The organism is Mycolicibacterium phocaicum (assembly GCF_010731115.1).
Classification (GTDB): domain Bacteria; phylum Actinomycetota; class Actinomycetes; order Mycobacteriales; family Mycobacteriaceae; genus Mycobacterium; species Mycobacterium phocaicum.
Genome location: NZ_AP022616.1, coordinates 2053087 through 2076773, shown reverse-complemented (window position 1 = coordinate 2076773; position 23687 = coordinate 2053087). Strand labels below are relative to the sequence as shown.

Genomic DNA, 23687 nt, shown 5'->3' with positions numbered 1-23687 from the left:
ATGGCAGTGGTGGTGGTCACCGACTCGTCGGCTCGGCTTGACCCAGAAGAGTTGAAGCGCTGGGACATTCGGGTGGTCCCGCTGCACGTGCTGCAGGACGGCATCGATTACCAGGACGGGATCGACCCGATTCCGCAGGACATCCAGGACCGGTCGCATGTGTCCACGTCCGGTGCGGCGCCCGCGGATCTGACTGACGTCTACAAGCAGGCGCTGGCCGACAGCGGCGGCGACGGCGTGGTGGCGGTGCATCTGTCGGCCGGTCTGTCGAGCACGTTCAGTGCCGCGGCGGCGGTGGGCCGCGAGCTGGGTTCGTCTGTGCGCGTTGTCAATTCGCGTTCTGCCGCGATGGGCGTCGGATTCGTCGCCGTGGCTGCGGCCCGGGCCGCAGCGGCCGGTGCCGATCTGGATGCCGTCGAAGCGCAGGCGCGTTCGGAATCCGGGCGGCAGCACGGGTTCATCGTCGTGCACCGGCTGGACAACCTGCGGCGCAGTGGCCGCATCGGCACGGCGGCCTCCTGGCTCGGTACCGCGTTGTCGCTGAAGCCGTTGCTGCAGTTGGACATCGACGGCCGGCTGGTACTGGATCAGCGGATTCGGACCGTCGCCAAGGCGCATGCCGCGATGATCGAGCGGGTGGTCGCGCTCGTCGGCGACCGGCCCGCATCCATCGCCGTGCACCACGTCGACAATCACGACGACGCCGCGTCGATCGGCGCCGCACTGACTTCCCGTCTACCCCAGGTCGAATCACTCGTGGTGACCGACATGGGGCCGGTGCTGGCGGTGCACGTCGGCTCCGGCGCGGTCGGTGTCATCGTCAACACGCAGGGCTAGCGTCCGTCGTCAGCGACCCGGCTCGAACGCAACCGGCAGCGTGGCCGGCCCCGTCACTCCCAGGTCATGTTGTGCGGCAGCCAGTTTCGCCTCGCCGATGCGGTAGATGCCGGCCAGTGCGGACGGCTCGACGCCGACGTACTCGCAGATCAGGTCCGCAGCGACGCGTGCGTCGCGCAACCGCAGGGCAAGTGAATAGGGCAACGGCAGCCGCCGCAGCGCCTGCTCGCGGGAAGTTGACGTGGCCATGTGATGAGCCTGTGCGTTACTGGGCACGCAGGACTGAGTAGGCGGGTACTCGAATCGGGCGGGGGCGTCCCTACCGCCGCAGCAGCGCGGCGAGTTCGTCGCGGTTGGTGGTGCCGGTCTTGGCCATGGCACGGTAGATGTGGCCTTCGACGGTGCGGGGGGACAGGGTGAGTCTGTGGGCGATGGCGGGGCTGGAAAGGCCGTGGCCGAGGAGGATGACGATCTCGCGTTCGCGATCGGTCAGAGGGAGCGGTTGGGCGGCCCGCCGGAGCGCGGGTGTACTGGCGCCGCAGTGTTGGGCGAGTGTCTGCGCGCGGGTCACGCAGGTGAGCGCCGAGCCGCGTTGGCCGTGTTTGCGGTAGGCCAGTGCCGCGTGGGCGGCTGCGTCGATCGCCGCGATGAGCTCGCCGTGGTCCTCGAAATCCGTTGACATGGTGACGAGTTCGTCGGCGGCACCGGCCTGCAGCGCGCAGGCGAAGCGTGCTGCCAGGCCGACCCGGGGGCCTTCGACGATAGAGGTGAGTTGCAGCAGTCGGTCGGCTCCTGAGCCGTCGCCGAACTGCGCCGCGGTCTGCCACGCCAGCACTTCGTATGCCGGCTGTCCTGCGTCGCGGGCGTCGGCCGCGGCGGTGCGAGCCAGTTGCACGGCTTCGGTCAGCGACCCTTCGGCGGCGGCCACCCACGCCCGGGCCAGTGTCACCTCGGTTGCGAGGAACAACATTCCCGGGTGCAGGTTCGCCTCGAGGTCGATCAAAGCGTGCCGGGCGGCCGTGGCATCGCCGGCCCACGCCAGTGCCTGCGTAATACCCAGTCGGCCGCGGAAGGGCCAGCCACCGACTTCGCCGAACGGGGCCATTACGGTCACGGCCCGTTGTAGTCGCTTCAGCGCCACGGCGACCTGCCCGCCGGCGAGTTGGGCCTGTCCCAGATGGACCTCTCCGCTGTGCGGAAGCCAGGTGTCCTGCATGTCGCGCCAGGCCTGTCGCGCGACGTCCTCGGCGTCGTGAATCAGGCCTGCGAGCTTGAGGCCGATCATGTATCGGTAGCTGAGGCCGTTGCGAAGCACCGAGCCGTTGGGTGCGACGGTCGCGGCGGTCTGGCCCAGTGCGGCCGCCGTCCCGAGTTCGCCGACACGGCCCAACAGCGCCAGTCCGCCGACCTTGGCCCAGGAGGCAAGGGCCCCGTCCTCGTCGGGCAGCGGTCCGGAAAGGGCCGCGTCGGCCATCCGGACCGCCGCTGATGGTCGGCCGAGATCCGCGTGAAAAGAGGCTCGCTGTGCGGCGAGGATCCGCCGGGCGAGTGGATCGGCAACGGCCGCTTCGGCCTCGTCGAGGATTGCTTCGGCTGACTTCGGCTGACGAAGGGTCCAGTACGTGTTGTGTCCGCGGAGGGTGGCTATTCGGGCCCGTTCGACGTCGGTCTCCGCGCGGTCGGCGAGTGCGGCCAACTTGGATTGTGCCTCCGCTGCGCTGCCCAGCCAGACCATGCAGTAGCCGAGTTGGAGCTCTGCCGGCATGCCACCGCCGGCTGCTACCGCAGCTTCCGACAGCCGTTCCGCCAGTGGCGTATTCAGCAGGTGAACGGCTGCTCGAGATGCGGCCAGGAACAGGTCGGGTTCGGGCGGAAGATCGGAATCGAGCACCAAGGTGGCGCGACGTACCAACATCGCATCGTCCTGGTCCGTGTCGGCCACCAAGGCAGTTGCGACCAGGCCGCGGAGCCGCCGGAGCCGCAGCGCCGGAGCGCGTTCGCGGCGCACTTCACCGTAGAGGGGATGCGCCAGCCGGACTTTCGCCGTGCCGTCACTGCTGTCGAGGGTTATGAGGCTGCGTACTTCGGCGTCCTCCACCGCCGCCGGATCGGTGATGTCAGTGAGTGATCGGATGTCCATCGGTTCGCCGACGGCCAGGATGTCGATGACGTCCCCGACCGCAGGAGGTAGCGCACCCATCCGCGATTCGATCAGCTCGACGAGTGCCGGTGCCACGGTCATTCCTCCGGCCCAGCGCCAGCAGCCGTCGTCGGGTGCCAGTCGGCCGGCCGACACCTCCTGTTCCACCATGTGGTGCAGGTAGAGGACGTTGCCGCGCGTGAGACTCCACAGCCGGTGCCCCGCGCCCGGGTCGACAGTTCCGCCGAGGGTGACGCTCAAGAGGCCGGCGGTCTCGTCGGCCGACAACGGTTGCAGATCGATGCGATGAAACTCGCCTGCAGCCCAAATCTCTTGGACCCCAGGGGGAACTGTCTCACCGTCCCGCAGCGTCAAGACGAGTTTCGCGGTCCGCCGACGCGCGATCTGATGCAGGACGAAAGCCGACAGATCGTCGAGCAGGTGGACGTCGTCCACGCCGACGATGACCGCGGCGCCGTGCGACGTGGTGGTGAGGGCATCGACCATCAGCCGAACGAGTTGGGGCCCATCCATCTCGGCCGTCATCCAGGCGGTCAGCGCGCCGAGGGGCAGTGCGCGCGCCGATGCGGTGCCCACCGCCCAGTGCGTCGTGCTGCCCGCGCCGGCAGCGCGCGCCAGGGCTTCGCGCGCGATGCGACTCTTGCCCACGCCGGCAGCGCCGTGCAGCACCACGCCGGACGAGTCGGGGTCGGACATCGCGGCGTCGATGGCCGCAAGTTCTTCGTTGCGGCCGGTCAGTGGCCAGGTCAGGCGCACTCAGACAGCGTAGGCGGGATCACGGCGGGACGGCACTGCTACGGCGTTGCTGTCAGCGGCTCAGGAGTGCGGCGAGTTCGTCGCGGTTGGTGGTGCCGGTCTTGGGCAGCCGACGAAGGCGGGTCTGCGCGGCACGGGCACGACGTACCTCTCCGTAGAGCGGATGGGCCAGCCGGACGTCGTTCGACTTCAGCGTGATCAGGCCGCGCACCTCGGCTTCTTCGATTCCTACCGGATCGGCGATCCGGCGCAGTGCGGCCAGGTCGAGCGGCTCGCCGACAGCCAAGAGGTCTACGACCTCGCCGGCGGCAGGCGGAAGGCCGCGCATCCTGGACTCGATCAACTCCACCAGGCTCGATGGGATGGCGATGTCGCCCGTCCAGGTCCACGTGCCGCGGCATCGGGCCAGGCGCCCGTCTGCCACCTCCTGGTCGACGATGTTGCGCAGGTAGAGGGCATTGCCACGAGTGAGCGCCCACAACCGCTGCGCGGTGTCGGAAGCCACCGGCCCGTTCAGCGTCGCAGCGAGCAGCGTCGAGGTCTCCTCGCGGGACAAGGGCTGTAGGTCGAGGCGCCCGAGTTCGCCACTCGAACGCACATCCTCGAGTCCGGGCGGCATCGGCTCGCCGTCGCGAATCGTCAGGATGATTTTCGCGGCGCGTCGCTGGATGATCTGGTGCAGGACGAACACCGACAGATCGTCGAGTAGGTGTGCGTCGTCGACCCCCAGGACGACGTCCGAGCCTGCCGGCGTCGTCGTCAAAGAGTCGATCACGCCACGAACCAGTTGGAGCGAATCCGCGGCGGGCGGCGCCCATGAGGCGAAAGCGCCCAACGGAAGTGCACGTGCCGATGCGGTACCGACCGCCCATCGAGTCCGGGTCTGGGCTGACGCCATGGCGTGTAACGCATCTCGGGCCACGCGGCTCTTTCCGACGCCCGCGGCGCCACACAACACGATTCCCGCCAGTGTCGGGTCCGACATGGCGTCGGCGATGGACTGCAGTTCCTCGTTGCGGCCGGTCAGCGGCCATTTCAACCGCATTGGAACAGGGTAGTTGGCGGCCCGCTCCGTGGACAGGCCGAACTACGCAGGTAGGGGTCCGCCACGCGGGGTCGCATTCGAGTACCCGGCTACTCGCTCCCCGGCGCCGCCGTCACCGCACTCTGAATCCAGAGCGGCAGCCCTTCCGCAGACCCGACTGAAAGGTGACGACCATGAGCCACACACTGCACCTCAGCTGGCCCCACGCCCTGGCAGCTCACGCACCTTCCGCACCCCACTGGCTCACCGATGCGGAGCATGCCATCGGTGATGTGATGCATCGGTTGGCCGACGAGCATCCCATCTACGACACTCATGTCGAGTACATCGAGGACGCGCTGATGGCGCGTGAAATGTACCGGCTTTGAACGGATTTGGCTACCCGTGGAAGCGTCCGGTGACCGGCGGCAGATCCTTGAGCGTGAGAATGCCCGGTGCGGCGGCCACTACTGCAGGCACCGCGTTGGTGACCGGCAGCGCGGTGTAGATCATGCCGAGGCCGTTGAGGCTGACCTCGCTCCAGTCCTTTGACGGCAGGCAGTACACGACGGTGCGCATGTTGGGTACGCCGAACACCTGGATCACGTGGCCGTGTGCCACCGGCTTCGGCGGCGTGACGTGTTCGCCCATGATCCAGTTGAAGCCGACGCTGACGACGTTCTTGTCGCCGACCCAGCCGCGGTGGTAGCCGTAGACGCTGGCCACTGTGCCCTTCGGGATCTGCATGAACCCCAGGTCAGAGTCCTCGGTCGCCGGCGTGAAGGTGACGTCGAAGGTGATCTTGTCGAGTTTGGCGCCGATGGCGTCGGCCATCATCGCGGCCGACTCGGCGAACACCTCGCTCTCCAGGCGCACGCTCTCGGCCAGGCCCGGCGTCTCCGGGTCTTTGCCGAAGCCCATCGCGGCCATGGTGCCGGCCGATTCGTAGACGCCGCAGTCGACCGACTCGGTGATGCGGATTTCGTCGACGCTCTCGCACGCGCTGGACAGCACCATGCCCATCATGTTGGTCAGGCCAGGGTGCGCGCCGCTGCCGAAGATCGTGGAATTGCCTGCCTCGCAGGCCTTCTGGATGCGCGCGAGGTCCTCCGGGCTCTGCTTGCCGCCGGTGATCCAGGCCGCGGTCGAACACACGTTGATGCCTGATTCCAGCAGCCGGACCAGCTCGTCGACGCTGGGCCAGATCGGGTTGTAGCAGCAGGCATCGGGCTTGAGCGCGACGAGCTCTTCGATGTCGTTGGTGGCCTTGATGCCCGTCGGCTCGGGCCAGCCCGCCAGCTCGGCGGCGTCCACGCCGACCTTCTCGGCGCCGTACGCGTAGACGCCGACCAGCTCCATGTCGTCACGGGCGATGATGGCGTGCAGGGATCGCTTGCCGATGTTGCCGGTGGTCCACTGGATGACGCGGAGCGGGCGGTCGGTGGTCATGGAGGCCTCCTCGTTGGGGCTGTGCTTTCGCTAGACACTATGCCGCAGGTGTCTACCGGCCTTCGGGGGTCCCGGTGGCCGGACGATCGAGGAGACGGAGCGGAGTTGACCCTTGATAATTCAATCCCTGGAGTCGGCCGACCATGGGCCCACGTCCGTCGCTTCTTTTGTTGGACCCACAGGATGTGGTGCCGCGCCCGTCAACGTCACAAAGATGATCGTGACAACGCAGTGAATAGCGTTAACGGCATTAGCTGGTTAGTCGATGTACACGATCAGGGTCGTGCCCTGGGCATTCACGCCTGAGCAACGCTTCGCTCCCGGCCAGATGTTGGTCGTCGCCGGCACACAAGTCATCAGGTATGACTGGTGGGTGACCGGGCTGTAGGCGATAACGCTCTGGCCTGGTTGGGAATACCACGATGAGCGCACGCTGTCTGCGAACGCGCAGCTTGTCTCATCAGAGGCAACACCACTGGTGCCTGATGGGCAGATTTTGAAATTCTCGACGGGTCCCATGGCCGAGGGCGGCGGTAGAACAACCGTCCGAGGTGGCGGTGGAGCCGCGGCGCGATCAGGCGCTTGCGTCGGCAGGTCCTGGACCGCAAACAGAAATGCGCCGGGGGCGGTCTCCCACACGAGCTTGTCGCCATCGGCTGTGACGTCAATCGGCACATCGTGGGTCTTCCCACGCGAGGTGGTCACTGTCGCTATGCCCTTGTATTCGTTGCCCGCTTTGTTGGCCAGGTCGACGTGAGTCACCTTGAGGTGCAGAGGTGAAAGGTCTGGATCAGTGTCGAGCTTGGACTGCATTGCCGACCGCACTTCCGCGGCAACCTCGTTGGCCCGAGACACTTTCGGCTCGGGCGTCGTAGTCGGCGTGATCATTGGTGCTGCGTTCGTGCGTTCTCCAGTTGGGCGCGTCACCACGAAAACCGCAGAGCCGATTGCGATGACGACGGCCAGACCCAATCCCAACCAGATCGGCCACTGGCGTCGCGTTTGCTCTCGTGTCGGCGGGGGCTCTGGGTACTCCTGGGGCGCCGTCGGCGGTCCTGGTTGAATGGCGCCTTCCCATTGAGCGCCATCCCAGTAGCGGGCACCCTGACCGCCCAATGGATCGGGGTACCAACCTGGCTCAGTCACCATGGCCGTCGCCCATACGTCGGGAATCCGCGCGGACCGGTCTGATAACAAACGGGCCAGCACTCGCGGTATCCGCTGACAGCTCCTGGGTCACCGCGAGAGTTCGAACTGCCACAGCCGAGTGCCCCCGCCTCATCACCGGATCGTAGCGCTTTCCTGGGAGTCTCCTGATGGAATCCACTGCAGCTGCTGCATGGCGATCGCGGCGCACATGAACGACGCCCGCGACGTGCTGCGCGCGGAGCCAAGACGGGGATCCAGTTAAGGGCGTCGAAGGTGCTCTCAGCAGCGTGACCGGCTCACGGAACTCATCAAGTACAAGGGTCTCTGAGCCACAGCTCAGCGAGAGTCCTGTCGTCCATGCCATATCCGGTCGTGCTCGGCATGGGTCGACAGATACGCCCCCGGCTGGAAATGCGTGTCGTAGAACCCGAGGTCGATGTGTTGTGCCTGAAGGTAATTCATGATGTGCACGGTGGGTACGGTGCCGGGAAACTTGCCGAACGTGTCGTCGATGTATTGCGCGGCGATGGTCAACAGTTCGATGAACTGCTCGTCCTGCCCGGCCGCCGCCGAACGCACGGCTCGCGAATCCCGCCACGGCCCTGGGGTATCCGGGTGAAAAGGCCCGCCGGGGCCGAATTTTCGGTTGGCGAAGGCGCGCACCGCAGTGGCGATGTCTGGGTAGTGGGGCCGGCTGTAGGTTTCGAAGACGCCGGGCAGCCCGGTGGGGTTGGGCAGTGCCCATCGTTCGTCGGTTTGCACGTTGAATCCCAAGCCGGGAACGTCCGGGTCGCCGGACGCGCCGAGGATGGTGAGCCGGTCGATACCGTCGAATGTCCAACCGCCCAGGCCCAGCGCCCCGAGTAGTAGGTGCCCGTTGTAGACGCTGGTCATCAACTCGGCGGTGGCTTCCGTGAGCGAGTACTGCTCGACGAAGGTCAGCGGGAACGGGTCGTCGTCCCGGTGCGCCAGGCCCGCGGCGGCCTCCTTCAGTCCCGGGATCGGCCGGTTGTTGACGTCGTCATAGATCAGGTAGCCGTTCTGCAGGAAGAACGCCAGATTGGCCAACAGATGCTGTGCGATATCGGCGACCGGGATGACCAGCAGCGAGCCGGGGTGATTGGCGATCCACGTGTTGTGGCCTTCGAGGTAGGGCTCCGACCGTGGAATGTGGATGCGATCGGTGGAGAGCTGGCGATAGGACGACACCGTCGCGGCCAGCCAGTCGTCGATGTCGACCACGCCGTCGTCGACCGGCACTGTCGGTGCCGTGTCTCGGGACGACAGGAAGTAGGTGCCCGAATCGTCGGTGAAGAAGAACTCGACGATTTCGAATCCCGCGGCTGACGGGAACGTGCGACCTGATGCCGACCCGCTGTAGTTCGGGAACGCCGGTGCATATCCGGGATGGTGACTGATCCCGAAATGCCAGCCGCTGACGCCGGTTACCGTCGCCAGGATCAGTGCGCGTTCGACCTCGTCGAGTGGTTCGACGTCCCGGGTACTGGTGTAGGCCAACGGCCCTGCCGGGATGGAGCCGCCAACGGGAAATCGCCGTGACCGCCTGCCCTGGATCGCACTCAACAGCGGGAACCTCGCCGCCGCAGCCAGCGCTTCGCGTTGCTGCGCGGTCAAACTCAAACGTGGCGAAGGTGTTTCGGTGGTCATGGTTACCCCGACTCTAGGGCCCGCGGCGCTTGTCGGCCCACAGTTCGGCGCACCACGATGCCAATTTTGGCGGCGATCGACCGGCCAACTGCGCGAGCCGACCACATCTATCCACAGAACGCGATTGATCCACAGGCAGCCCCCGGTGGCCGCCTTTTCCGGGCGTTCTGGTCGGTCCCGGTGCCTAACGTCGCGGGCATGGTCACTCAGACACCGGTCGATCGGGCGCAGCGGCGGCTCACCGCGCAGCCGGGAGACGCGACGGAACCCGACGGAGAATCCGACCCGAACGACGACACCTCGCTGTCGCGGTGGTTGCCCGACGCGATGCCGGGGAGTCCCGGGTGGGTCGCGTCGGTGCGGGCCGATCCGGGACGAGCGGGGGTCATAGGGCTCGCAGTGGTCGGCGTGGTCGCGGTCCTCGTAACCGTGATCGCGGTGCTCGGCGACGACAAGCCGCCCGTAACCGCGGCGAAATTGCCTCCGGTGCAGATGGTTTCGTCATCCGCTCCTGGAGCGCCCGCGCCGCCTGCCAAAGCCGAGGACGTCGTGGTGAGCGTGGCAGGGCTGGTCCACAAACCGGGGCTGGTGACCCTTCCTGCCGGCGCCCGCATCGCCGACGCCGTCACCGCAGCGGGGGGAGCACTGGCCGGCGCCGACATCGTCGGCCTGAACATGGCCCGCAAGGTGGCCGACGGCGAGCAGATTCTGGTCGGCATCACCGCGCCGTTGGGCGCGCCCACGGTGATGCGCAGTTCGGCCGGTGCGACGTCCGGGCCGCCGGAGAAGGGGCCGCCCGGCGACGGAAAAGGTGCTGGAGCACAGGGGCCCGTTGATCTGAACACCGCGACGGAGGAGCAACTCGACGGCCTGCCCGGCATCGGACCTGTGATGGCGAAAGCGATCGTGGCGTGGCGGGAGGCCAACGGCCGGTTCGCGAGCGTCGACCAGTTGGGCGAGGTCGACGGCATCGGGCCGAGCCGGCTGGAGAAGCTGCGTGCCCTGGTCAAAGTGTGACGGCCGGTCCCGCGCCGGACGTCCCCGGCATCGACCTGCGGCTGGTACCGGCCGCCGTGACGTGCTGGACGGTGACGGCGGTCGGCGTGTGGTGGGGGCCGTGGGCAGCGCTGACGGCGGTGGTGATCGCGGTGGCGGGCACCGTGGGAGTCGGGTTGTGGATGGGCTCGGTGCGTTGGCCCGCAGTGCTCGCCGTGGCGGCGGTGGGCGCGGCATTCGCGATCGTCGCGGCGGTGCGTGTGCATGCGGTCGATACGCATCCGCTGGCGTCACGCTTAGGCACGACGGTGGCGGTGACGGTCACACCCACCGAGTCGCCCAGGACGATCCAAGGCGGCAGGCTGATGTTCACGGCGTCGATGCAGAGGCTGGGGGATGCCGAATCATCCGGGAGGGTAATGGTTTTCGCGCCGGCCGTCGGTTATTCGGAGGTCGGAGTGGGCCGCCCGATGGCATTCCGGGCCAGGGTCGCCCGGCCCAAACGGCGCGACCTGTCGGTGGCGGTGCTGGCCGCGGTGGGCGCGCCCCGGTACGGGACCGCCTCGACCGGGCAGCGCGCGGCCGCGCACGTGCGGGCTGAATTCGGCGAGGCCGCGCGACTGGCGTTACCGCCCGATCAGGCCGCGATGCTCCCGGGTCTTGTGCTGGGCGATGTGTCGGCGGTCGAGTCGGATACGACGGCCGCGTTCCGCCGGGCGGGGTTGACGCATCTGACGGCGGTGTCTGGCGCCAACGTGACCATCGTGTGCGGCGCGGTGCTGCTCAGCGCGGCGGTGGTGGGGCCGCGGATCGCCGTGGCGCTGGCGGCGGTGACGCTGTTCGCGTTCGTCGTCATCGTGCAGCCATCGCCGAGTGTATTACGGGCTGCGGCAATGGGTTCGGTGATGTTGATGGGCATGCTGGTGCATCGACGTCGACAGGCCATCCCCGCGTTGGCGGCGAGCGTGCTGGTGCTCATGGTGATCTCCCCGGTGCTCGCGGTGGACGCCGGTTTCGCGCTGTCGGTGGTGGCGACGGCGGGGCTCGTGGTGATTGCGCCAGGGTGGTCGCGCCGACTGGTGAACCGCGGCTGGCCGAAGTTGATCGCTGACGCCGTGTGTGTGGCCGTTGCCGCGCAACTCGTGACGGCGCCGTTGGTGGCGGCGATCTCGGGTAGCCTGAGTCTGGTCGCGGTGGCGGCCAATCTCCTTGTCGCTCCGGTAATTCCGCCTATCACGATCCTCGGCACCGCGGCGGCCGCAGTGGCGTGGTGCTGGCCTGCGGCGGCGCAACTGCTCATCCGGTTCACCGGACCCGAGCTGTGGTGGCTGTTGCACGTCGCGCGGTGGAGTGCCGCGGTTCCCGGAGCGGCGGTCCGCGTCCCGTCGGGCTGGGGCGGCGCGGTGCTGCTCGGCGGGGCGACGGTTGCCGGGGCGCTGCTGCTGGCCGTGTGGCGCCGGCGACGAGGAAATGCGATCCGGCCATGAACTCGCGCGTCGAGTTGCAGAATTATTGACGTGAATGACGAACCGGCCGGGTCCGCGGCGAAGGTGGCGGCGCTCGAAGCGGCCCGCGTCCGGACCCTGATCGGCACCGTGGTCAATGCCGCAGGCCTGACGCAGGTCAAAGTGGTATCGCTCGATCGGGTGGCGGTGTTCGCCGACCACGGGCTGGGTACCAGCCCGACGTGGCATGTCTTCGCCATCGATCAGGCGGGCATCGTGGTGAGCGATGAGATCGGTGTGGTCGGGGACCGGCGGGTGCGCGCCGACCTGGCGGATGTGGCCCTACTCGGTGACGGGCTCGCCTGGGCGCCGTGCTCGTTCTTCACTCAGGACGGCAAGCCGGACCCGCACTGCGGTCGCGGTGTGCTGCAACGGGTTACGCAGCGATTGGCCGCCGCCGGGCTGACGGCCGTCGTCGGGCATGAGGTGGAGTTCGTACTCGTCGGCCCGGACGGCGCGCAGCTGCCGTCCGACCTGTGGGCGCAGTACGGATTGGCCGGCGTGCTCGAATTCGAGGGTTTCGTCCGGGACGTGATGGAGGCGGCCGCTGCCGCGGGGGTGTCCATCGAACAGTTCCATCCCGAGTACGGGGCCAACCAATTCGAATTCTCGCTGACGCCCCGCGATCCGGTCACCGCCGCGGACCAGCTGGTGCTCGCGCGAATCATCATCAGCCGCGTCGCCCGCCGCCAGGGGCTGCGCGTCAGTCTGTCTCCGGTGCCGTTCGCGGGCAGCGTGGGTTCCGGGGCGCATCAACACTTTTCACTGAGTCGCGACGGTGTGTCGCTGTTCTCGGGCGGTACGGGGGAGCGCGGCATGATGGCAGCGGGTGAGTCCGCGGTGGCGGGCCTGCTGGCGGGACTGCCCGGCGCGCAAGGAGTCCTGTGCGGGTCGATCGTCTCCGGGCTGCGCATCCAGCCGGGAAGCTGGTCCGGCGCCAACGTCTGCTGGGGCACCGAGAACCGGGAGGCCGCTGTCCGCTTCGTCAGCGCCGCGTCCGGAAATCCGTACGGTGCCAACGTCGAGCTCAAGATCGTCGATCCGTCGGCCAACCCATACCTGGCGTCGGCGACCATCCTCGGCTTGGCACTTGACGGCATCAGCCGGGAACTGTCGCTGCCGCCCGAAGTCACCGTCGACCCGGGGTCCCTTACGCTTGCCCAACGCGAGTACGCCGGCGTGGTGACACTGCCGTCGAAGCAAGCCGAGGTGCTCGCCGCGCTACGCCACAGCGCTGTGGTCCGCGACATCCTCGGGGACGCGCCGGTCGACGCCGTGCTGGGTGTGCGCGGCTACGAACAGCAGAACTACGGCGGCCTTTCCGACAGCGAACTGGCCGAGAAGTTCCGGCTGGCCTGGAGTATGTGACGGACACCGGCTATACCCCAATACCCCAATCTGCCGATGCCTCCGGCAACGGCCAGCAGCACAGGCAGCAGCCAGGTTCGCGGTGCACGCCTCGGCTCGTTGGGCTGCGGCCGCCACGGTCCGAGAGTACTCATGGCTCAGTTATCCAACGGCCGCGTAATGAAGTCGTCTAATGCTTCACCAAATGGTGCGATTTCGAAGTCGGGTTCGTAGTAGGTGATTGCCTGACCTGGGGGGAGGTCTGGCGAGACATAGAGCGCGATGTCATCTCCATTGCCGGTCAGGAATAGCAATCGCTGGGTACCGGGGAACGGAACGTCCTCGAACCACTCGATGATCTCGTTGGTGTCGGACGCCTGAAACCAGCGTGCCGCGAGGGTGACCATGCCGGACGGCGCAACCAGTCCGTGGGTTTCGCCGTCGGATGTGGCGTAGCCGGCGTGAACTTGGCGCAGAAATGTTTGTACTGGTGCTGGGACAGCATCGAAGAGCGGGGGGTCGATGTCTCCGAAGGTGCGAGGGTCATCGCCCGCCCATACGCGTAGTTCGCCTTCGTCGGTCCGCAGGACATAGTCGAGTGAGGGTGCGCTGTAGTACTTGTGCTTGGCCACCCGGACGTCGACGAGAGCAGTCTGTAGCGCGTGCGCATAGTGGGGGATCAAGGCGAGGAAGTCCTCGTTCCACAAATCCAGGGCCGCGTGTTTGCGTTCGTCGGGGTCAGTAGATTCCGCCACCGGCCACCAAGCTTCAGGAATGAGCTGTCGCGTCGTTGCTCCCGGTTCGAGAATTCGAACCTCGTTCAGTTGCCAGTCCGCGACTGCGGCAATGAGAGTTTCCTCGTCGATGCCAGCCATGGTCCCCTCCCCGGCATCACCAATCGCGCAATGCAACCCTAACCCGGGTTTCGCAACCCGCACTGCGCTGATTGTCTGCACGCCATGAAACGATTAACGGGTGAGTGGATCGACCGAGGCGCTGCATCTGGTGCTGGGCGACGAAGAACTGCTGGTCGAGCGTGCCGTCGCGGATGTGTTGCGGAACGCGCGCAAGCTGGCCGGCAACGACAACGTCCCCGTCGACCGGCTCCGGGCCGGTGACGTGTCCACCAGCGAGCTCGCTGAATTGCTGAGTCCGTCGCTGTTCGCCGAGGAACGCGTGGTGGTCCTCGAGGCCGCGGCAGAAGCGGGTAAGGAAGCCGTCGGCCTCATCGAAGGTGCCGCGGCCGACCTGCCGGGCGGCACCATGCTCGTCGTCGTGCACTCCGGTGGTGGCCGGGCGAAGGCACTGGCCGATCAGCTGAAAAAGCTTGGCGCCGAGGTGCATCCGTGCGCGAAGATCACCAAGGCTGCCGAGCGCGCCGACTTCGTGCGCAAGGAATTCCGGTCGCTGAAGGTGAAGGTCGGCGACGACGCCGTCAACGCCGTCCTCGATTCCGTCGGCTCTGATATCCGGGAACTGGCGGCGGCGTGCTCGCAGCTGGTGGCCGACACAGGCGGTCAGATCGATGCGGCGGCCGTGCGGCGCTACCACTCCGGCAAGGCCGAGGTGAACGGCTTCGACATCGCCGACAAGGCCGTCTCGGGTGACGTCAGTGGCGTCGCCGAAGCGCTGCGCTGGGCGATGGCCGGCGGTGTGCCGCACGTGGTGCTGGCCGATGCGCTGGCCGAGGCCGTGCATTCGATCGCGCGGGTCGGTGGTCAGTCGGGTGATCCGTACCGGTTGGCAGGGGAGTTGGGGATGCCGCCGTGGCGGGTCCAGAAAGCGCAGAAGCAGGCCCGGCGCTGGTCCCGGGACACCGTGGCCGAGGCGCTGCGGGTGGTCGCGGCGCTGAACGCCGACGTCAAGGGTGCCGCAGCCAACGCCGACTACGCGCTGGAGTCGGCCGTGCGTCGCGTGGCCGAACTGGCCGACAGCTGAGCCGCCACCTATTCACAGACACAACAAAACCGCGGCCCGATCATCGGGCCGCGGTTTCGCGAAAACTACAGGCTCAGATCAGAGCTTGTTGAAGGCCAGGGTCAGCGCTGACTTCTTGTTGGCGGCCTGGTTCTTGTGGATGACACCCTTGGTGGCGGCCTTGTCCAGCTTGCGGTTGGTGGCGACGAGCAGCTCGCCGGCCTTGTCCTTCTCGCCCGCCTCGACGGCCTCACGGAAGCCGCGGATGGCCGTACGCAGCGCCGACTTCACCGACTGGTTGCGCAGACGCGCACGCTCGTTGGTGCGGATCCGCTTTTCCTGCGACTTGATGTTGGCCACGCGTGTCGTTCCTTCTAAATCTCAAATTGGGCACGTCCGGGAAGAACATGCTCGGTCTTAAGTCTGCGCTCTTCGCCCGTCAACGGGCAGCGACTGTTCAGGTTACCAGCGTCCATGCGAAATCCCCAAAGCGCGGCATACGCGCACTGGCCGGCGACGACCCCGAGCATATCCGTGAATGCCAAGTTGCCCTGCCGAAACCGCCAGGTTGATGCAGCATGTCTGCCATGAGCCCACGGACATCGCACAGTGGCCCCGCGCGGACGCGGCCCACCTCCCCAGGGAATCGCTACGACGGTGTTTTCAACGGCTACGACGACGTCGACGGTTATGCCGCCGCGTACGACGAGATGTTCGACGCCCAGGGCGCCGTGCGCGGTCTCTACAAGGGCGTCTTCGCCGAGTTGGCGCCGTCGGACACCGACGAGCTGGCGGCCCGGTCCGAAGCGCTCGGCCGCGCGTTCACCGACCAGGGCATCACGTTCTCGCTGTCTGGCCAGGAACGGCCGTTTCCGCTGGATCTGGTGCCCCGGGTCATCTCGGCCGCCGAGTGGTCGAAGCTGGAAAAGGGCATCAAGCAGCGGGTCAAGGCGCTCGAGATGTACCTCGACGACGTCTACGGCGATCAGGAGATCCTGCGCGACGGAGTCATCCCGCGCCGGCTGGTGACCTCGTGCGAACACTTTCACCGCGAGGCGGCCGGCATCGTCCCACCCAACGGCGTCCGCATCCACGTCGCGGGCATCGACCTGATCCGGGACGACAAGGGCGACTTCCGGGTGCTCGAGGACAACCTGCGCTCGCCGTCCGGGGTGTCCTACGTCATGGAGAACCGGCGCACCATGGCCCGCGTCTTCCCCAACCTCTTCGCGACGCACCGGGTGCGGGCGGTCGGTGACTACTCGTCGCACCTGCTGCGGGCACTGCGCAACGCCGCGGCATCGAACGAGGCGGACCCGACCGTGGTGGTGCTCACCCCGGGCGTCTACAACTCGGCCTACTTCGAGCACTCCCTGCTGGCCCGGCAGATGGGCGTCGAACTGGTCGAGGGCCGCGACCTGTTCTGTCGCGACAACGTCGTCTACATGTGGACCACCGAGGGCGAGCGCCAGGTCGACGTCATCTACCGCCGGATCGACGACATGTTCCTCGACCCCATGCAGTTCCGGCCCGACACCGTGCTGGGCGTCGCCGGCCTGCTCAACGCGGCCCGCGCGGGCAACGTCGTCATCTCCAGCGCGGTGGGCAACGGCGTCGGTGACGACAAGCTCGTCTACACCTACGTGCCGACCATCATCGAGTACTACCTCGGCGAGAAGCCGCTGCTGGCGAACGTCGACACCTACCGCTGCTGGCTCGAGGACGAATGCGAGGAAGTGCTCGACCGCATCCGCGAGCTCGTCATCAAGCCGGTCGAGGGCTCGGGCGGCTACGGCATCGTCTTCGGGCCGGACGCGTCCGAGAAGGAGATCGCGGCGATCTCGAAGAAGGTGCGCGCCGACCCGCGCGGGTGGATCGCCCAGCCGGTGGTGCAACTGTCGACGGTGCCGACGCGGATCGGCGACAAGCTGGCCCCGCGGCACGTCGATCTGCGGCCGTTCGCGGTCAACGACGGTGACGACGTGTGGGTGCTGCCCGGCGGCCTGACGCGCGTCGCGCTGCCGGAGGGCTCGCTGGTGGTGAACTCCAGCCAGGGCGGGGGATCGAAGGACACCTGGGTGCTGGCATCGCGGGCCTCGACCGCCGACCACGAGCTGGCGGCCGCCGAAGTCGTCCGCTCGCTGCCGTCGGCCGGCCAGGCCGCCGACGAGGGGCCCCCACAGCAGGCCGTCCAAACTGCCCATCAACAGCAGCAGCAACAGCAACAGGCGGTGATGTACTGATGTTGGCGCGCAACGCGGAATCGCTGTACTGGATCGGCCGCTACGTCGAGCGGGCCGACGACACCGCCCGCATCCTGGACGTGACGGTGCACCAGCTGTTGGAGGACTCGAGCGTCGACCCCGACCTGGCGTCCCGAACCCTGTTGCGGGTCTTGGGGATCGAGCCGCCTGCGGCTCCGTTGGACATGTGGTCCTTGACCGACCTGGTCGCGTTCGGCCGCGGTGATGCGCAGAATTCGATCGTCGAGTCGATCTCCGCGGCGCGCGAGAATGCCCGCGGGGCAAGGGAAGTCACCTCGACCGAGATGTGGGAGTGCCTGAACACCACCTACAACGCTCTGTCTGAGCGGGAGCGGGCCGCCAGAAGGCTTGGGCCGCACGAGTTCCTGAGCTTCGTGGAAGGCCGCGCCGCGATGTTCGCGGGTCTGGCCGACTCGACGTTGTCGCGCGACGACGGCTACCGCTTCATGATGCTGGGCCGGGCGATCGAGCGCGTCGACATGACGGTGCGCCTGCTGCTGGCCCGTGTCGGTGACAGCGCGTCGTCGCCGGCGTGGGTGACGGTGCTGCGCTCGGCCGGTGCCCACGACACCTACCTGCGCACCTACCGCGGCGTGCTCGACGCCGGTCGGGTCGTCGAATTCATGTTGCTGGACCGGCTGTTTCCGCGGTCGGTTTTCTATTCGCTACGGCTGGCCGAGCGGCATCTCGACGAGCTGCACAACCGGCCGCACGACCGCATCGGCGCCACCGGTGAGGCCCAGCGTCTCCTCGGCCGGGCGCGCAGCGAGCTGGAGTTCCTGCAGCCGGGCCTGCTGCTGGATTCGCTGGAGGCGCGCCTGGCGGGCCTGCAGCGCAGCTGCCGAGAAATCGGAGAAGCGTTGGCGCTGGAGTACTTTCACGCGGCGCCGTGGGTCGCCTGGACGGACGCGGGCCACCCGGTGTCGGTTATCGAAGAAGGTGAGATCTGATATGTGGCGGCTCAGAGTTGTCCATGCCACCGGGTATGCCTACAAGTCGGCGGTGACGGCGTCGTTCAACGAGGCCAGGTTGACGCCGCGCTCGGACTCGCGGCAGAACGTCGTCCTCAACCGCGTCGAGACCACACCGGCCACCCGGTCGTACCGGTACATCGACTACTGGGGCACCGCGGTGACGGCCTTCGATCTGCACGCGCCGCACACCGAGTTGGAGGTGACGTCGTCCTCGGTCGTCGAGACCGACAAGGGCGAAATGCCCGCGGAGTTGGTCACCTGGGATGACCTGGCCGGTGCCGGCGTGCGGGACCGGTTCGACGAACTGCTCGTCCCCACCGCGTACACGCCGGTCAGCAAGCGGCTGCAGCGCGTCGGCCAGCGGATCATGAAGTACTACGACCCGCAGGAAGCCGTGATCGCCGCGGCGAACTGGGTGGACACCGAACTCGACTACGTTCCCGGCACCACCGGTGTGCACTCGTCAGGGCTGGATGCGCTGCGCGAAGGCAAGGGCGTCTGTCAGGACTTCGCGCATCTGACGCTGATCTTGTTGCGCAGCATGGGGATTCCGGCCCGGTACGTGTCCGGCTACCTGCACCCGCAGCGCCGGGCCGAGGTCGGCGACACCATCGAAGGTCAGAGCCACGCCTGGGTGCAGGCCTGGACCGGTGGCTGGTGGGACTACGACCCGACCAACGACGTCGAGATCAACGAGCAGTACGTGACGGTCGCGGTGGGGCGGGACTATTCGGACGTCACCCCGCTGAAGGGCATCTACTCCGGCGAGGGCTCCACCGACCTGGATGTCGTCGTGGAAATCACCCGGCTCGCTTGACTTTCGCCGCGCACTCTCCGCCGCCGACTACCATGGATGTGAGGTGGATCACGATCGGAGGCGGGCGATGCGGATCGCGGACGTACTGAGCAACAAGGGTGCCGCGGTAGCGACCATCGCCCCGGAGACCACAGTGTCGCAACTACTGGCCAGCCTCGCGGCGCTCAACATCGGCGCCATGGTGGTCGTCGGGGCCGACGGATTGGCCGGCATCGTGTCCGAGCGCGACGTCGTGCGCGAACTGCACAAGCGCGGCGGTGGCCTACTGGGCCAGCCGGTTTCGGAGATCATGACAACCGTCCTGGCGACCTGCACGCCGCGGGACACCGTCGACCATCTCGTGGTGCTGATGACCCAGAACCGGGTGCGGCACGTGCCCGTCCTCGACGACGGCAGGCTGGCCGGCATCGTCAGCATCGGCGACGTGGTCAAGACCCGGATGGAAGAACTCGAGACCGAGCAGCAGCACCTGCAGGACTACATCACCCAGGGCGGTTAACCTCCCGCGAGCGGCCGTGTTTGTACCGCGACACGCCGTGTTCGGTGTGCAATTCGGGGCCGCTCGTCAGCGCCGAGCGGCCGCAGACTGTTCGGAGATCCGGGCGGGGCGTGGCAGTTCACGGCAAGCTGGCGGCATGCGTGAAATTCAGACCCGGGCCGCCACGCGTGCCGACATCGGCGACTTGTCGCAGACCCTTGCCCGCGCCTTCGCCGACGACCCGGTGATGAAGTGGATGATTCCCGACGATCGGGTGCGCCGCCGCCGGCTGCCGCGCCTGTTCGCAGCACTGACCAAGTACCAGCATCTGGACCACGGCGGCGTCGAGGTGGCCTCGTCTGCGGACGGTATCGGGGCCGCGGCGTTGTGGGATCCGCCGGGCAGGTGGCAGCAGACGCGCGGCGACGAGCTGCGGACCGGGCCGATCATGCTGTGGACATTGGGCACCGCCGTGTTGCGCGGACAGGCCGCCGCGGAGTTGATGAAGAAGCACCATCCGGAGGAGCCGCACTGGTACCTCGCGGTGATTGGTAGCGACCCGACGGTGCGCGGCGGCGGGTTCGGGCAAGCGTTGATGCGGTCCCGGCTGGACCGCGTCGACGCCGAACACGCCCCGGCCTATCTGGAGTCGAGCAACCCGGCGAACGTGCCCTACTACGAGCGGTTCGGGTTCGAGGTCACCGGCGAGATGGTGCTGCCGAACGGCGGGCCGAGCCTGATTCCGATGTGGCGGCAGCCGCGGTAGGTGCGCGTTCAACGCCCGCTCGTCGGGCGCGAGCGGCCCCGAAGTGCACGCAAGAAGCGGCGTGTTGCCGTACAAACACGGCCGCTCGCGGAAGTGGTGGCTAGCGCCAGGAGCTAGCGCCAGGAGTAGGTGGCGCGGAGGCGGGCGGCGATGATCTCGAACTTCTCGCGCTCGAGGATCGCGCCTTCGCGGCGGATGCCTTCCTCCGGCACGTCGAGCACGCGGTCGAGGCGCACCCAGCTGGCGCGTCCCTCGTAGTCCCAGCTGCCCGATCCGATGCCCACCCAGTCGGGGTCGCCCTGGTGGCGGTCCTGGCTGGACAACATCAGCCCCAGCAAGGTGTTGCGATCGCGGCCGACGACCAGCACCGGCCGGTCCTTGCCGCGCGTCGGGTCGTCCTCGTAGACGACCCAGGTCCAGACGATCTCGCCCGGGTCGGCCTGGCCGTCCAGGTCAGGTGAGTAGACGATGCGACGGGCGCGGTGTGCGGTGGGGACGATGTTCTCGGTGACCGGGCGGCCGGCGGTGATGGCCGCCTGCTGCTCCGCCGGAACCGCGCCGAGCGCCGTCAGGCCCACTTCGATGCCGAACCGGATGCCCTGCTGAATGGTCCGGGACAGCCCGTCAGGCTGCTGCAAGGTGCGGATGAGCTTGGGCGCGTCGTTGAACACCAGTTGTTCCGCCAGACGCTGGAACGTCCTCCACTGCGACGCCATGCCATCGAGCATAGGGGAGTTTCCGGGCCGCGATTTAGTCGCCGGGGTCCTGGCTAGATACCCTGGTAGCCGCGCGTGATACGCGCAGACCCATCGTCACCAGGAGATTCCCATCAGCAGTTTCGCCGACAAGACGTTCACTGCGCCGGCGCAGATTCGGAACTTCTGCATCATCGCCCATATCGACCACGGCAAGTCCACCCTGGCCGACCGCATGCTGCAGCTCACCGGCGTCGTCGACGACCGGTCGATGCGCGCGCAGTACCTGGACCGCATGGACATCGAGCGTGAGCGCGGTATCACGATCAAGGCGCAGAACGTGCGCCTGCCGTGGGAAGTCAACGGCGAGCAGTTCGTCCTGCATTTAATTGACACGCCTGGGCATGTTGATTTCACCTACGAGGTGTCGCGCGCGCTGGAGGCCTGTGAGGGTGCCGTGCTGCTGGTCGACGCCGCGCAGGGCATCGAGGCGCAGACCCTGGCCAACCTGTACCTGGCGCTCGACCGCGGATTGACCATCATCCCGGTGCTCAACAAGATCGACCTGCCGGCCGCCGACCCGGACCGCTACGCGGGTGAGATCGCGCACATCATCGGCTGCGAGCCGACCGACGTGTTGCGGGTATCGGGCAAGACCGGTGCAGGTGTGAAGGAACTGCTCGACGAGGTGGTCCGGCTGGTCCCCGCGCCGACCGGCGACCCGGATGCCCCCACCCGCGCGATGATCTTCGACTCGGTCTACGACATCTACCGCGGCGTGGTCACCTACGTCCGCGTCGTGGACGGCAAGATCGTCCCGCGCGAGAAGATCGCCATGATGTCCACCGGTGCCACCCACGAACTGCTCGAGGTCGGCATCGTGTCGCCGGAGCCCAAGGCGTCGGAGGGATTGGGCGTCGGCGAGGTGGGTTACCTCATCACCGGTGTGAAGGACGTCCGCCAGTCCAAGGTCGGTGACACGGTGACGACGGCCCGCAAGGGCGCCACCGAAGCGCTGACGGGCTACCGCGAACCCAAGCCGATGGTCTACTCGGGCCTGTACCCGGTCGACGGCTCGGACTATCCCAACCTGCGCGAGGCGCTCGACAAGCTTCAGCTCAACGACGCCGCGCTGACCTACGAGCCGGAAACGTCTGTGGCCCTTGGCTTTGGCTTCCGTTGTGGCTTCTTGGGTCTGCTCCACATGGAGATCACCCGCGAGCGCCTCGAGCGCGAGTTCAACCTGGACCTGATCTCGACCTCGCCCAACGTGGTGTACCGGGTGGAGAAGGAAGACAACACCGAGCTGATCGTCACCAACCCGTCGATCTGGCCCGAGGGCAAGGTCCGCGCCGTCCATGAGCCCATCGTGAAGACGACGGTGATCGCGCCCAGCGAATTCATCGGCACCATCATGGAGCTGTGCCAGTCCCGCCGCGGCGAGTTGCAGGGCATGGATTACCTGTCGCCGGAACGTGTCGAATTGCGGTACATCATGCCGCTCGGCGAGATCATCTTCGACTTCTTCGACTCGCTGAAGTCACGCACCCGTGGCTACGCGTCGCTGGATTACGAAGAGGCCGGCGAGCAGGAAGCCGATCTGGTGAAGGTCGACATCCTGCTGCAGGGCGAGGCCGTCGACGCGTTCAGCGCCATCGTGCACAAGGACGGCGCGTCGGCGTACGGCAACAAGATGACGACCAAGCTCAAGGAGCTGATCCCGCGTCAGCAGTTCGAGGTGCCCGTGCAGGCTGCCATCGGCTCGAGAATCATTGCGCGCGAGAACATCCGGGCCATCCGCAAGGACGTGCTCTCCAAGTGCTACGGCGGTGACATCACCCGTAAGCGGAAGCTGCTCGAGAAGCAGAAGGAGGGCAAGAAGCGCATGAAAACCATTGGCCGGGTGGAAGTTCCGCAGGAGGCCTTTGTGGCCGCATTATCAACTGATGCTGCCGGAGACAAGGCCAAGAAGTAGCGATTCGTGCACGATTTTCCGCGGTCACCGCGGAAAATCGTGCACAAATCGCTGAGCTACGCCGCGTGGTGCGGGCGCGCCGAGTGCTGGTGCGGGTGCAGGCCCGGGATCATCATCGGCACCTCGGCGCGATAGTTCCGGTACGAGTCGCCGAGACCGGCGACCAGATCATGCTCCTCGAGCTGGATCGCGATCAGGATGTACCCGGTCGTGGCCAGCGCGAACATCAGGTGCCCCGCCGTCATCGTCGGGGTGGCCCAGAACGCCACGATGAAGCCGACCATGATCGGGTGCCGCACCACGCGATAGAACAGCGTGGTCCGAAAAGCCAAGTCGCGGTAGGGTTCTCCGCGCCACGCCAGGTACACCTGCCGCAGCCCGAACAGATCGAAGTGATTGATCATGAACGTCGACGTCAGCACGATCGCCCAGCCGGCCCAAAACAGTGTCAGCAGCACGTAGCGCCCGGCCGGCGCGGAGACGTGCCAGACGACCTGCGGCATGGTCCGCCACTGCCAATAGAGCAGTCCCAGCAACAGGCTCGACAGCAGCACGTAGGTGCTGCGTTCGATGGACGGCGGCACGATGCGCGTCCACATCCGTTTGAATGCCGGCCGCGCCATCACACTGTGCTGCACTGCGAACAGGCCGAGCAGGATCAGGTTGACCACCACGGCCTCACCGATGGACGCGGTGATCCCGTGGTCGACGGTGCGGGGCACCACGATGTTGCCCACGAAACCGATGGCATAGAGGAACGAGGCCAGGAACACCGCGTAACACAGCGCGCCGTAGCCAAGTGTCAGATAGCGCTTCATCCTGTCCTCCGATTCTCGGAAATGTTCCGGCGACGACGTCCGCACCGGTCGACTCGCACGCAGCGTCGGGGACGGCCCTAGGCGCGGCCTG

Annotated in this window: 22 protein-coding genes and 1 pseudogene; 12 read left to right on the top strand and 11 right to left on the bottom strand. The window is 67.1% G+C overall.

Annotated features, from left to right (window positions below):
* A complete protein-coding gene (locus G6N46_RS10045; protein WP_133427240.1) occupies window positions 1–837 on the top strand; it encodes a DegV family protein in 837 nt (278 codons plus the stop codon).
* Window positions 838–846: 9 nt separating this feature from the next.
* Here the strand turns inward: G6N46_RS10045 and G6N46_RS10040 are convergent, their stop codons facing one another.
* The 3 genes from G6N46_RS10040 to G6N46_RS10030 all read right to left on the bottom strand — a co-directional run bounded on the left by G6N46_RS10040 (window position 847) and on the right by G6N46_RS10030 (window position 4799).
* Window positions 847–1086 (bottom strand): hypothetical protein, encoded by a 240-nt coding sequence (locus G6N46_RS10040; RefSeq protein ID WP_133427241.1) that lies wholly within the window; start codon window positions 1084–1086, stop codon window positions 847–849.
* A gap of 70 nt (window positions 1087–1156) precedes the next feature.
* Window positions 1157–3754, bottom strand: coding sequence for a helix-turn-helix transcriptional regulator (locus G6N46_RS10035; protein WP_133427242.1), 2598 nt, complete (start codon window positions 3752–3754; stop codon window positions 1157–1159).
* 52 nt (window positions 3755–3806) lie between these two features.
* On the bottom strand, window positions 3807–4799 hold the full coding sequence (locus G6N46_RS10030; RefSeq protein ID WP_133427243.1) for an ATP-binding protein: 993 nt from the start codon (window positions 4797–4799) through the stop codon (window positions 3807–3809).
* 173 nt (window positions 4800–4972) lie between these two features.
* Here G6N46_RS10030 and G6N46_RS10025 point away from each other — a divergent pair, with 173 nt between their 5' ends.
* Window positions 4973–5167 (top strand): hypothetical protein, encoded by a 195-nt coding sequence (locus G6N46_RS10025; RefSeq protein ID WP_133427244.1) that lies wholly within the window; start codon window positions 4973–4975, stop codon window positions 5165–5167.
* Between the two features lie 10 nt (window positions 5168–5177).
* On the opposite strand, the gene G6N46_RS10020 is transcribed toward G6N46_RS10025, so the two are convergent.
* The 4 genes and pseudogenes from G6N46_RS10020 to G6N46_RS10005 form a co-directional block, all read right to left on the bottom strand.
* Window positions 5178–6227: an NAD(P)H-dependent amine dehydrogenase family protein gene (locus tag G6N46_RS10020; protein ID WP_138248415.1), complete on the bottom strand. Its 1050-nt coding sequence runs from the start codon at window positions 6225–6227 to the stop codon at window positions 5178–5180.
* Between the two features lie 258 nt (window positions 6228–6485).
* Window positions 6486–7115 (bottom strand): hypothetical protein, encoded by a 630-nt coding sequence (locus tag G6N46_RS10015; RefSeq protein ID WP_162563725.1) that lies wholly within the window; start codon window positions 7113–7115, stop codon window positions 6486–6488.
* Between the two features lie 162 nt (window positions 7116–7277).
* Window positions 7278–7376, bottom strand: a pseudogene (locus G6N46_RS29055) (DUF2510 domain-containing protein); the annotation flags it as partial.
* Between the two features lie 336 nt (window positions 7377–7712).
* A complete protein-coding gene (locus G6N46_RS10005) occupies window positions 7713–9044 on the bottom strand; it encodes a hypothetical protein (RefSeq protein WP_163692698.1) in 1332 nt (443 codons plus the stop codon).
* A gap of 198 nt (window positions 9045–9242) precedes the next feature.
* On the opposite strand from G6N46_RS10005, the gene G6N46_RS10000 reads away from it, so the two are divergent.
* Genes G6N46_RS10000 through G6N46_RS09990 form a run of 3 tightly spaced genes read left to right on the top strand, consistent with a single transcriptional unit; the run spans window position 9243 to window position 12913 of the window.
* A complete protein-coding gene (locus tag G6N46_RS10000; RefSeq protein ID WP_138248416.1) occupies window positions 9243–10061 on the top strand; it encodes a ComEA family DNA-binding protein in 819 nt (272 codons plus the stop codon).
* Entirely contained in the window at window positions 10058–11527 is a 1470-nt protein-coding gene (locus G6N46_RS09995; RefSeq protein WP_138248417.1) for a ComEC/Rec2 family competence protein, read from the top strand. The genes G6N46_RS10000 and G6N46_RS09995 overlap by 4 nt, the downstream gene beginning before the upstream one ends.
* Before the next feature lie 30 nt (window positions 11528–11557).
* The gene (locus G6N46_RS09990; RefSeq protein WP_138248418.1) at window positions 11558–12913 is read left to right on the top strand and encodes a type I glutamate--ammonia ligase; all 1356 of its coding nucleotides are present in this window, start codon (window positions 11558–11560) and stop codon (window positions 12911–12913) included.
* Window positions 12914–13050: 137 nt separating this feature from the next.
* On the opposite strand, the gene G6N46_RS09985 is transcribed toward G6N46_RS09990, so the two are convergent.
* The gene (locus G6N46_RS09985; protein WP_138248419.1) at window positions 13051–13767 is read right to left on the bottom strand and encodes a hypothetical protein; all 717 of its coding nucleotides are present in this window, start codon (window positions 13765–13767) and stop codon (window positions 13051–13053) included.
* 100 nt (window positions 13768–13867) lie between these two features.
* On the opposite strand from G6N46_RS09985, the gene holA reads away from it, so the two are divergent.
* The gene (gene holA / locus G6N46_RS09980) at window positions 13868–14830 is read left to right on the top strand and encodes a DNA polymerase III subunit delta (RefSeq protein WP_138248420.1); all 963 of its coding nucleotides are present in this window, start codon (window positions 13868–13870) and stop codon (window positions 14828–14830) included.
* 78 nt (window positions 14831–14908) lie between these two features.
* On the opposite strand, the gene rpsT is transcribed toward holA, so the two are convergent.
* Complete coding sequence (gene rpsT, locus G6N46_RS09975; RefSeq protein ID WP_064860034.1) at window positions 14909–15169, bottom strand: 30S ribosomal protein S20; 261 nt, start codon at window positions 15167–15169, stop codon at window positions 14909–14911.
* Between the two features lie 227 nt (window positions 15170–15396).
* Here rpsT and G6N46_RS09970 point away from each other — a divergent pair, with 227 nt between their 5' ends.
* The 5 genes from G6N46_RS09970 to G6N46_RS09950 all read left to right on the top strand — a co-directional run bounded on the left by G6N46_RS09970 (window position 15397) and on the right by G6N46_RS09950 (window position 20108).
* Complete coding sequence (locus G6N46_RS09970) at window positions 15397–17052, top strand: circularly permuted type 2 ATP-grasp protein (RefSeq protein WP_138248421.1); 1656 nt, start codon at window positions 15397–15399, stop codon at window positions 17050–17052.
* Window positions 17052–18023 carry an alpha-E domain-containing protein gene (locus G6N46_RS09965; protein ID WP_138248422.1) on the top strand — a complete coding sequence of 324 codons (972 nt, stop codon included), beginning with the start codon at window positions 17052–17054 and terminating at the stop codon, window positions 18021–18023. Before G6N46_RS09970 ends, G6N46_RS09965 begins: the two co-directional genes overlap by 1 nt.
* Window position 18024: 1 nt before the next feature.
* Entirely contained in the window at window positions 18025–18864 is an 840-nt protein-coding gene (locus G6N46_RS09960) for a transglutaminase family protein (protein WP_138248423.1), read from the top strand.
* A gap of 67 nt (window positions 18865–18931) precedes the next feature.
* The gene (locus tag G6N46_RS09955; protein ID WP_135355834.1) at window positions 18932–19363 is read left to right on the top strand and encodes a CBS domain-containing protein; all 432 of its coding nucleotides are present in this window, start codon (window positions 18932–18934) and stop codon (window positions 19361–19363) included.
* 136 nt (window positions 19364–19499) lie between these two features.
* Window positions 19500–20108, top strand: coding sequence for a GNAT family N-acetyltransferase (locus G6N46_RS09950; protein WP_138248424.1), 609 nt, complete (start codon window positions 19500–19502; stop codon window positions 20106–20108).
* A 113-nt stretch (window positions 20109–20221) separates the two neighbouring features.
* On the opposite strand, the gene G6N46_RS09945 is transcribed toward G6N46_RS09950, so the two are convergent.
* Window positions 20222–20836, bottom strand: coding sequence for a type II toxin-antitoxin system PemK/MazF family toxin (locus G6N46_RS09945; protein ID WP_064860929.1), 615 nt, complete (start codon window positions 20834–20836; stop codon window positions 20222–20224).
* Between the two features lie 94 nt (window positions 20837–20930).
* Here G6N46_RS09945 and lepA point away from each other — a divergent pair, with 94 nt between their 5' ends.
* Window positions 20931–22778 carry a translation elongation factor 4 gene (gene lepA, locus G6N46_RS09940; protein WP_138248425.1) on the top strand — a complete coding sequence of 616 codons (1848 nt, stop codon included), beginning with the start codon at window positions 20931–20933 and terminating at the stop codon, window positions 22776–22778.
* A gap of 56 nt (window positions 22779–22834) precedes the next feature.
* Here lepA and mddA read toward each other — a convergent pair whose 3' ends face one another.
* Window positions 22835–23596, bottom strand: coding sequence for a methanethiol S-methyltransferase (gene mddA / locus G6N46_RS09935; protein ID WP_138248426.1), 762 nt, complete (start codon window positions 23594–23596; stop codon window positions 22835–22837).
* Between the last annotated feature and the right edge of the window lie 91 nt (window positions 23597–23687).

What these genes read in the sequence shown, in the direction of transcription:
- G6N46_RS10045 (WP_133427240.1), top strand. Translation starts at nt 1, where the DNA reads ATGGCAGTGGTGGTGGTCACCGACTCGTCGGCTCGGCTTGACCCAGAA.
- G6N46_RS10040 (WP_133427241.1), bottom strand. Translation starts at nt 1,086, where the DNA reads ATGGCCACGTCAACTTCCCGCGAGCAGGCGCTGCGGCGGCTGCCGTTG.
- G6N46_RS10030 (WP_133427243.1), bottom strand. Translation starts at nt 4,799, where the DNA reads ATGCGGTTGAAATGGCCGCTGACCGGCCGCAACGAGGAACTGCAGTCC.
- G6N46_RS10025 (WP_133427244.1), top strand. Translation starts at nt 4,973, where the DNA reads ATGAGCCACACACTGCACCTCAGCTGGCCCCACGCCCTGGCAGCTCAC.
- G6N46_RS10020 (WP_138248415.1), bottom strand. Translation starts at nt 6,227, where the DNA reads ATGACCACCGACCGCCCGCTCCGCGTCATCCAGTGGACCACCGGCAAC.
- G6N46_RS10015 (WP_162563725.1), bottom strand. Translation starts at nt 7,115, where the DNA reads ATGATCACGCCGACTACGACGCCCGAGCCGAAAGTGTCTCGGGCCAAC.
- G6N46_RS10005 (WP_163692698.1), bottom strand. Translation starts at nt 9,044, where the DNA reads ATGACCACCGAAACACCTTCGCCACGTTTGAGTTTGACCGCGCAGCAA.
- G6N46_RS10000 (WP_138248416.1), top strand. Translation starts at nt 9,243, where the DNA reads ATGGTCACTCAGACACCGGTCGATCGGGCGCAGCGGCGGCTCACCGCG.
- G6N46_RS09985 (WP_138248419.1), bottom strand. Translation starts at nt 13,767, where the DNA reads ATGGCTGGCATCGACGAGGAAACTCTCATTGCCGCAGTCGCGGACTGG.
- G6N46_RS09970 (WP_138248421.1), top strand. Translation starts at nt 15,397, where the DNA reads ATGAGCCCACGGACATCGCACAGTGGCCCCGCGCGGACGCGGCCCACC.
- G6N46_RS09965 (WP_138248422.1), top strand. Translation starts at nt 17,052, where the DNA reads ATGTTGGCGCGCAACGCGGAATCGCTGTACTGGATCGGCCGCTACGTC.
- G6N46_RS09960 (WP_138248423.1), top strand. Translation starts at nt 18,025, where the DNA reads ATGTGGCGGCTCAGAGTTGTCCATGCCACCGGGTATGCCTACAAGTCG.
- G6N46_RS09955 (WP_135355834.1), top strand. Translation starts at nt 18,932, where the DNA reads ATGCGGATCGCGGACGTACTGAGCAACAAGGGTGCCGCGGTAGCGACC.
- G6N46_RS09950 (WP_138248424.1), top strand. Translation starts at nt 19,500, where the DNA reads ATGCGTGAAATTCAGACCCGGGCCGCCACGCGTGCCGACATCGGCGAC.
- G6N46_RS09945 (WP_064860929.1), bottom strand. Translation starts at nt 20,836, where the DNA reads ATGCTCGATGGCATGGCGTCGCAGTGGAGGACGTTCCAGCGTCTGGCG.
- mddA (WP_138248426.1), bottom strand. Translation starts at nt 23,596, where the DNA reads ATGAAGCGCTATCTGACACTTGGCTACGGCGCGCTGTGTTACGCGGTG.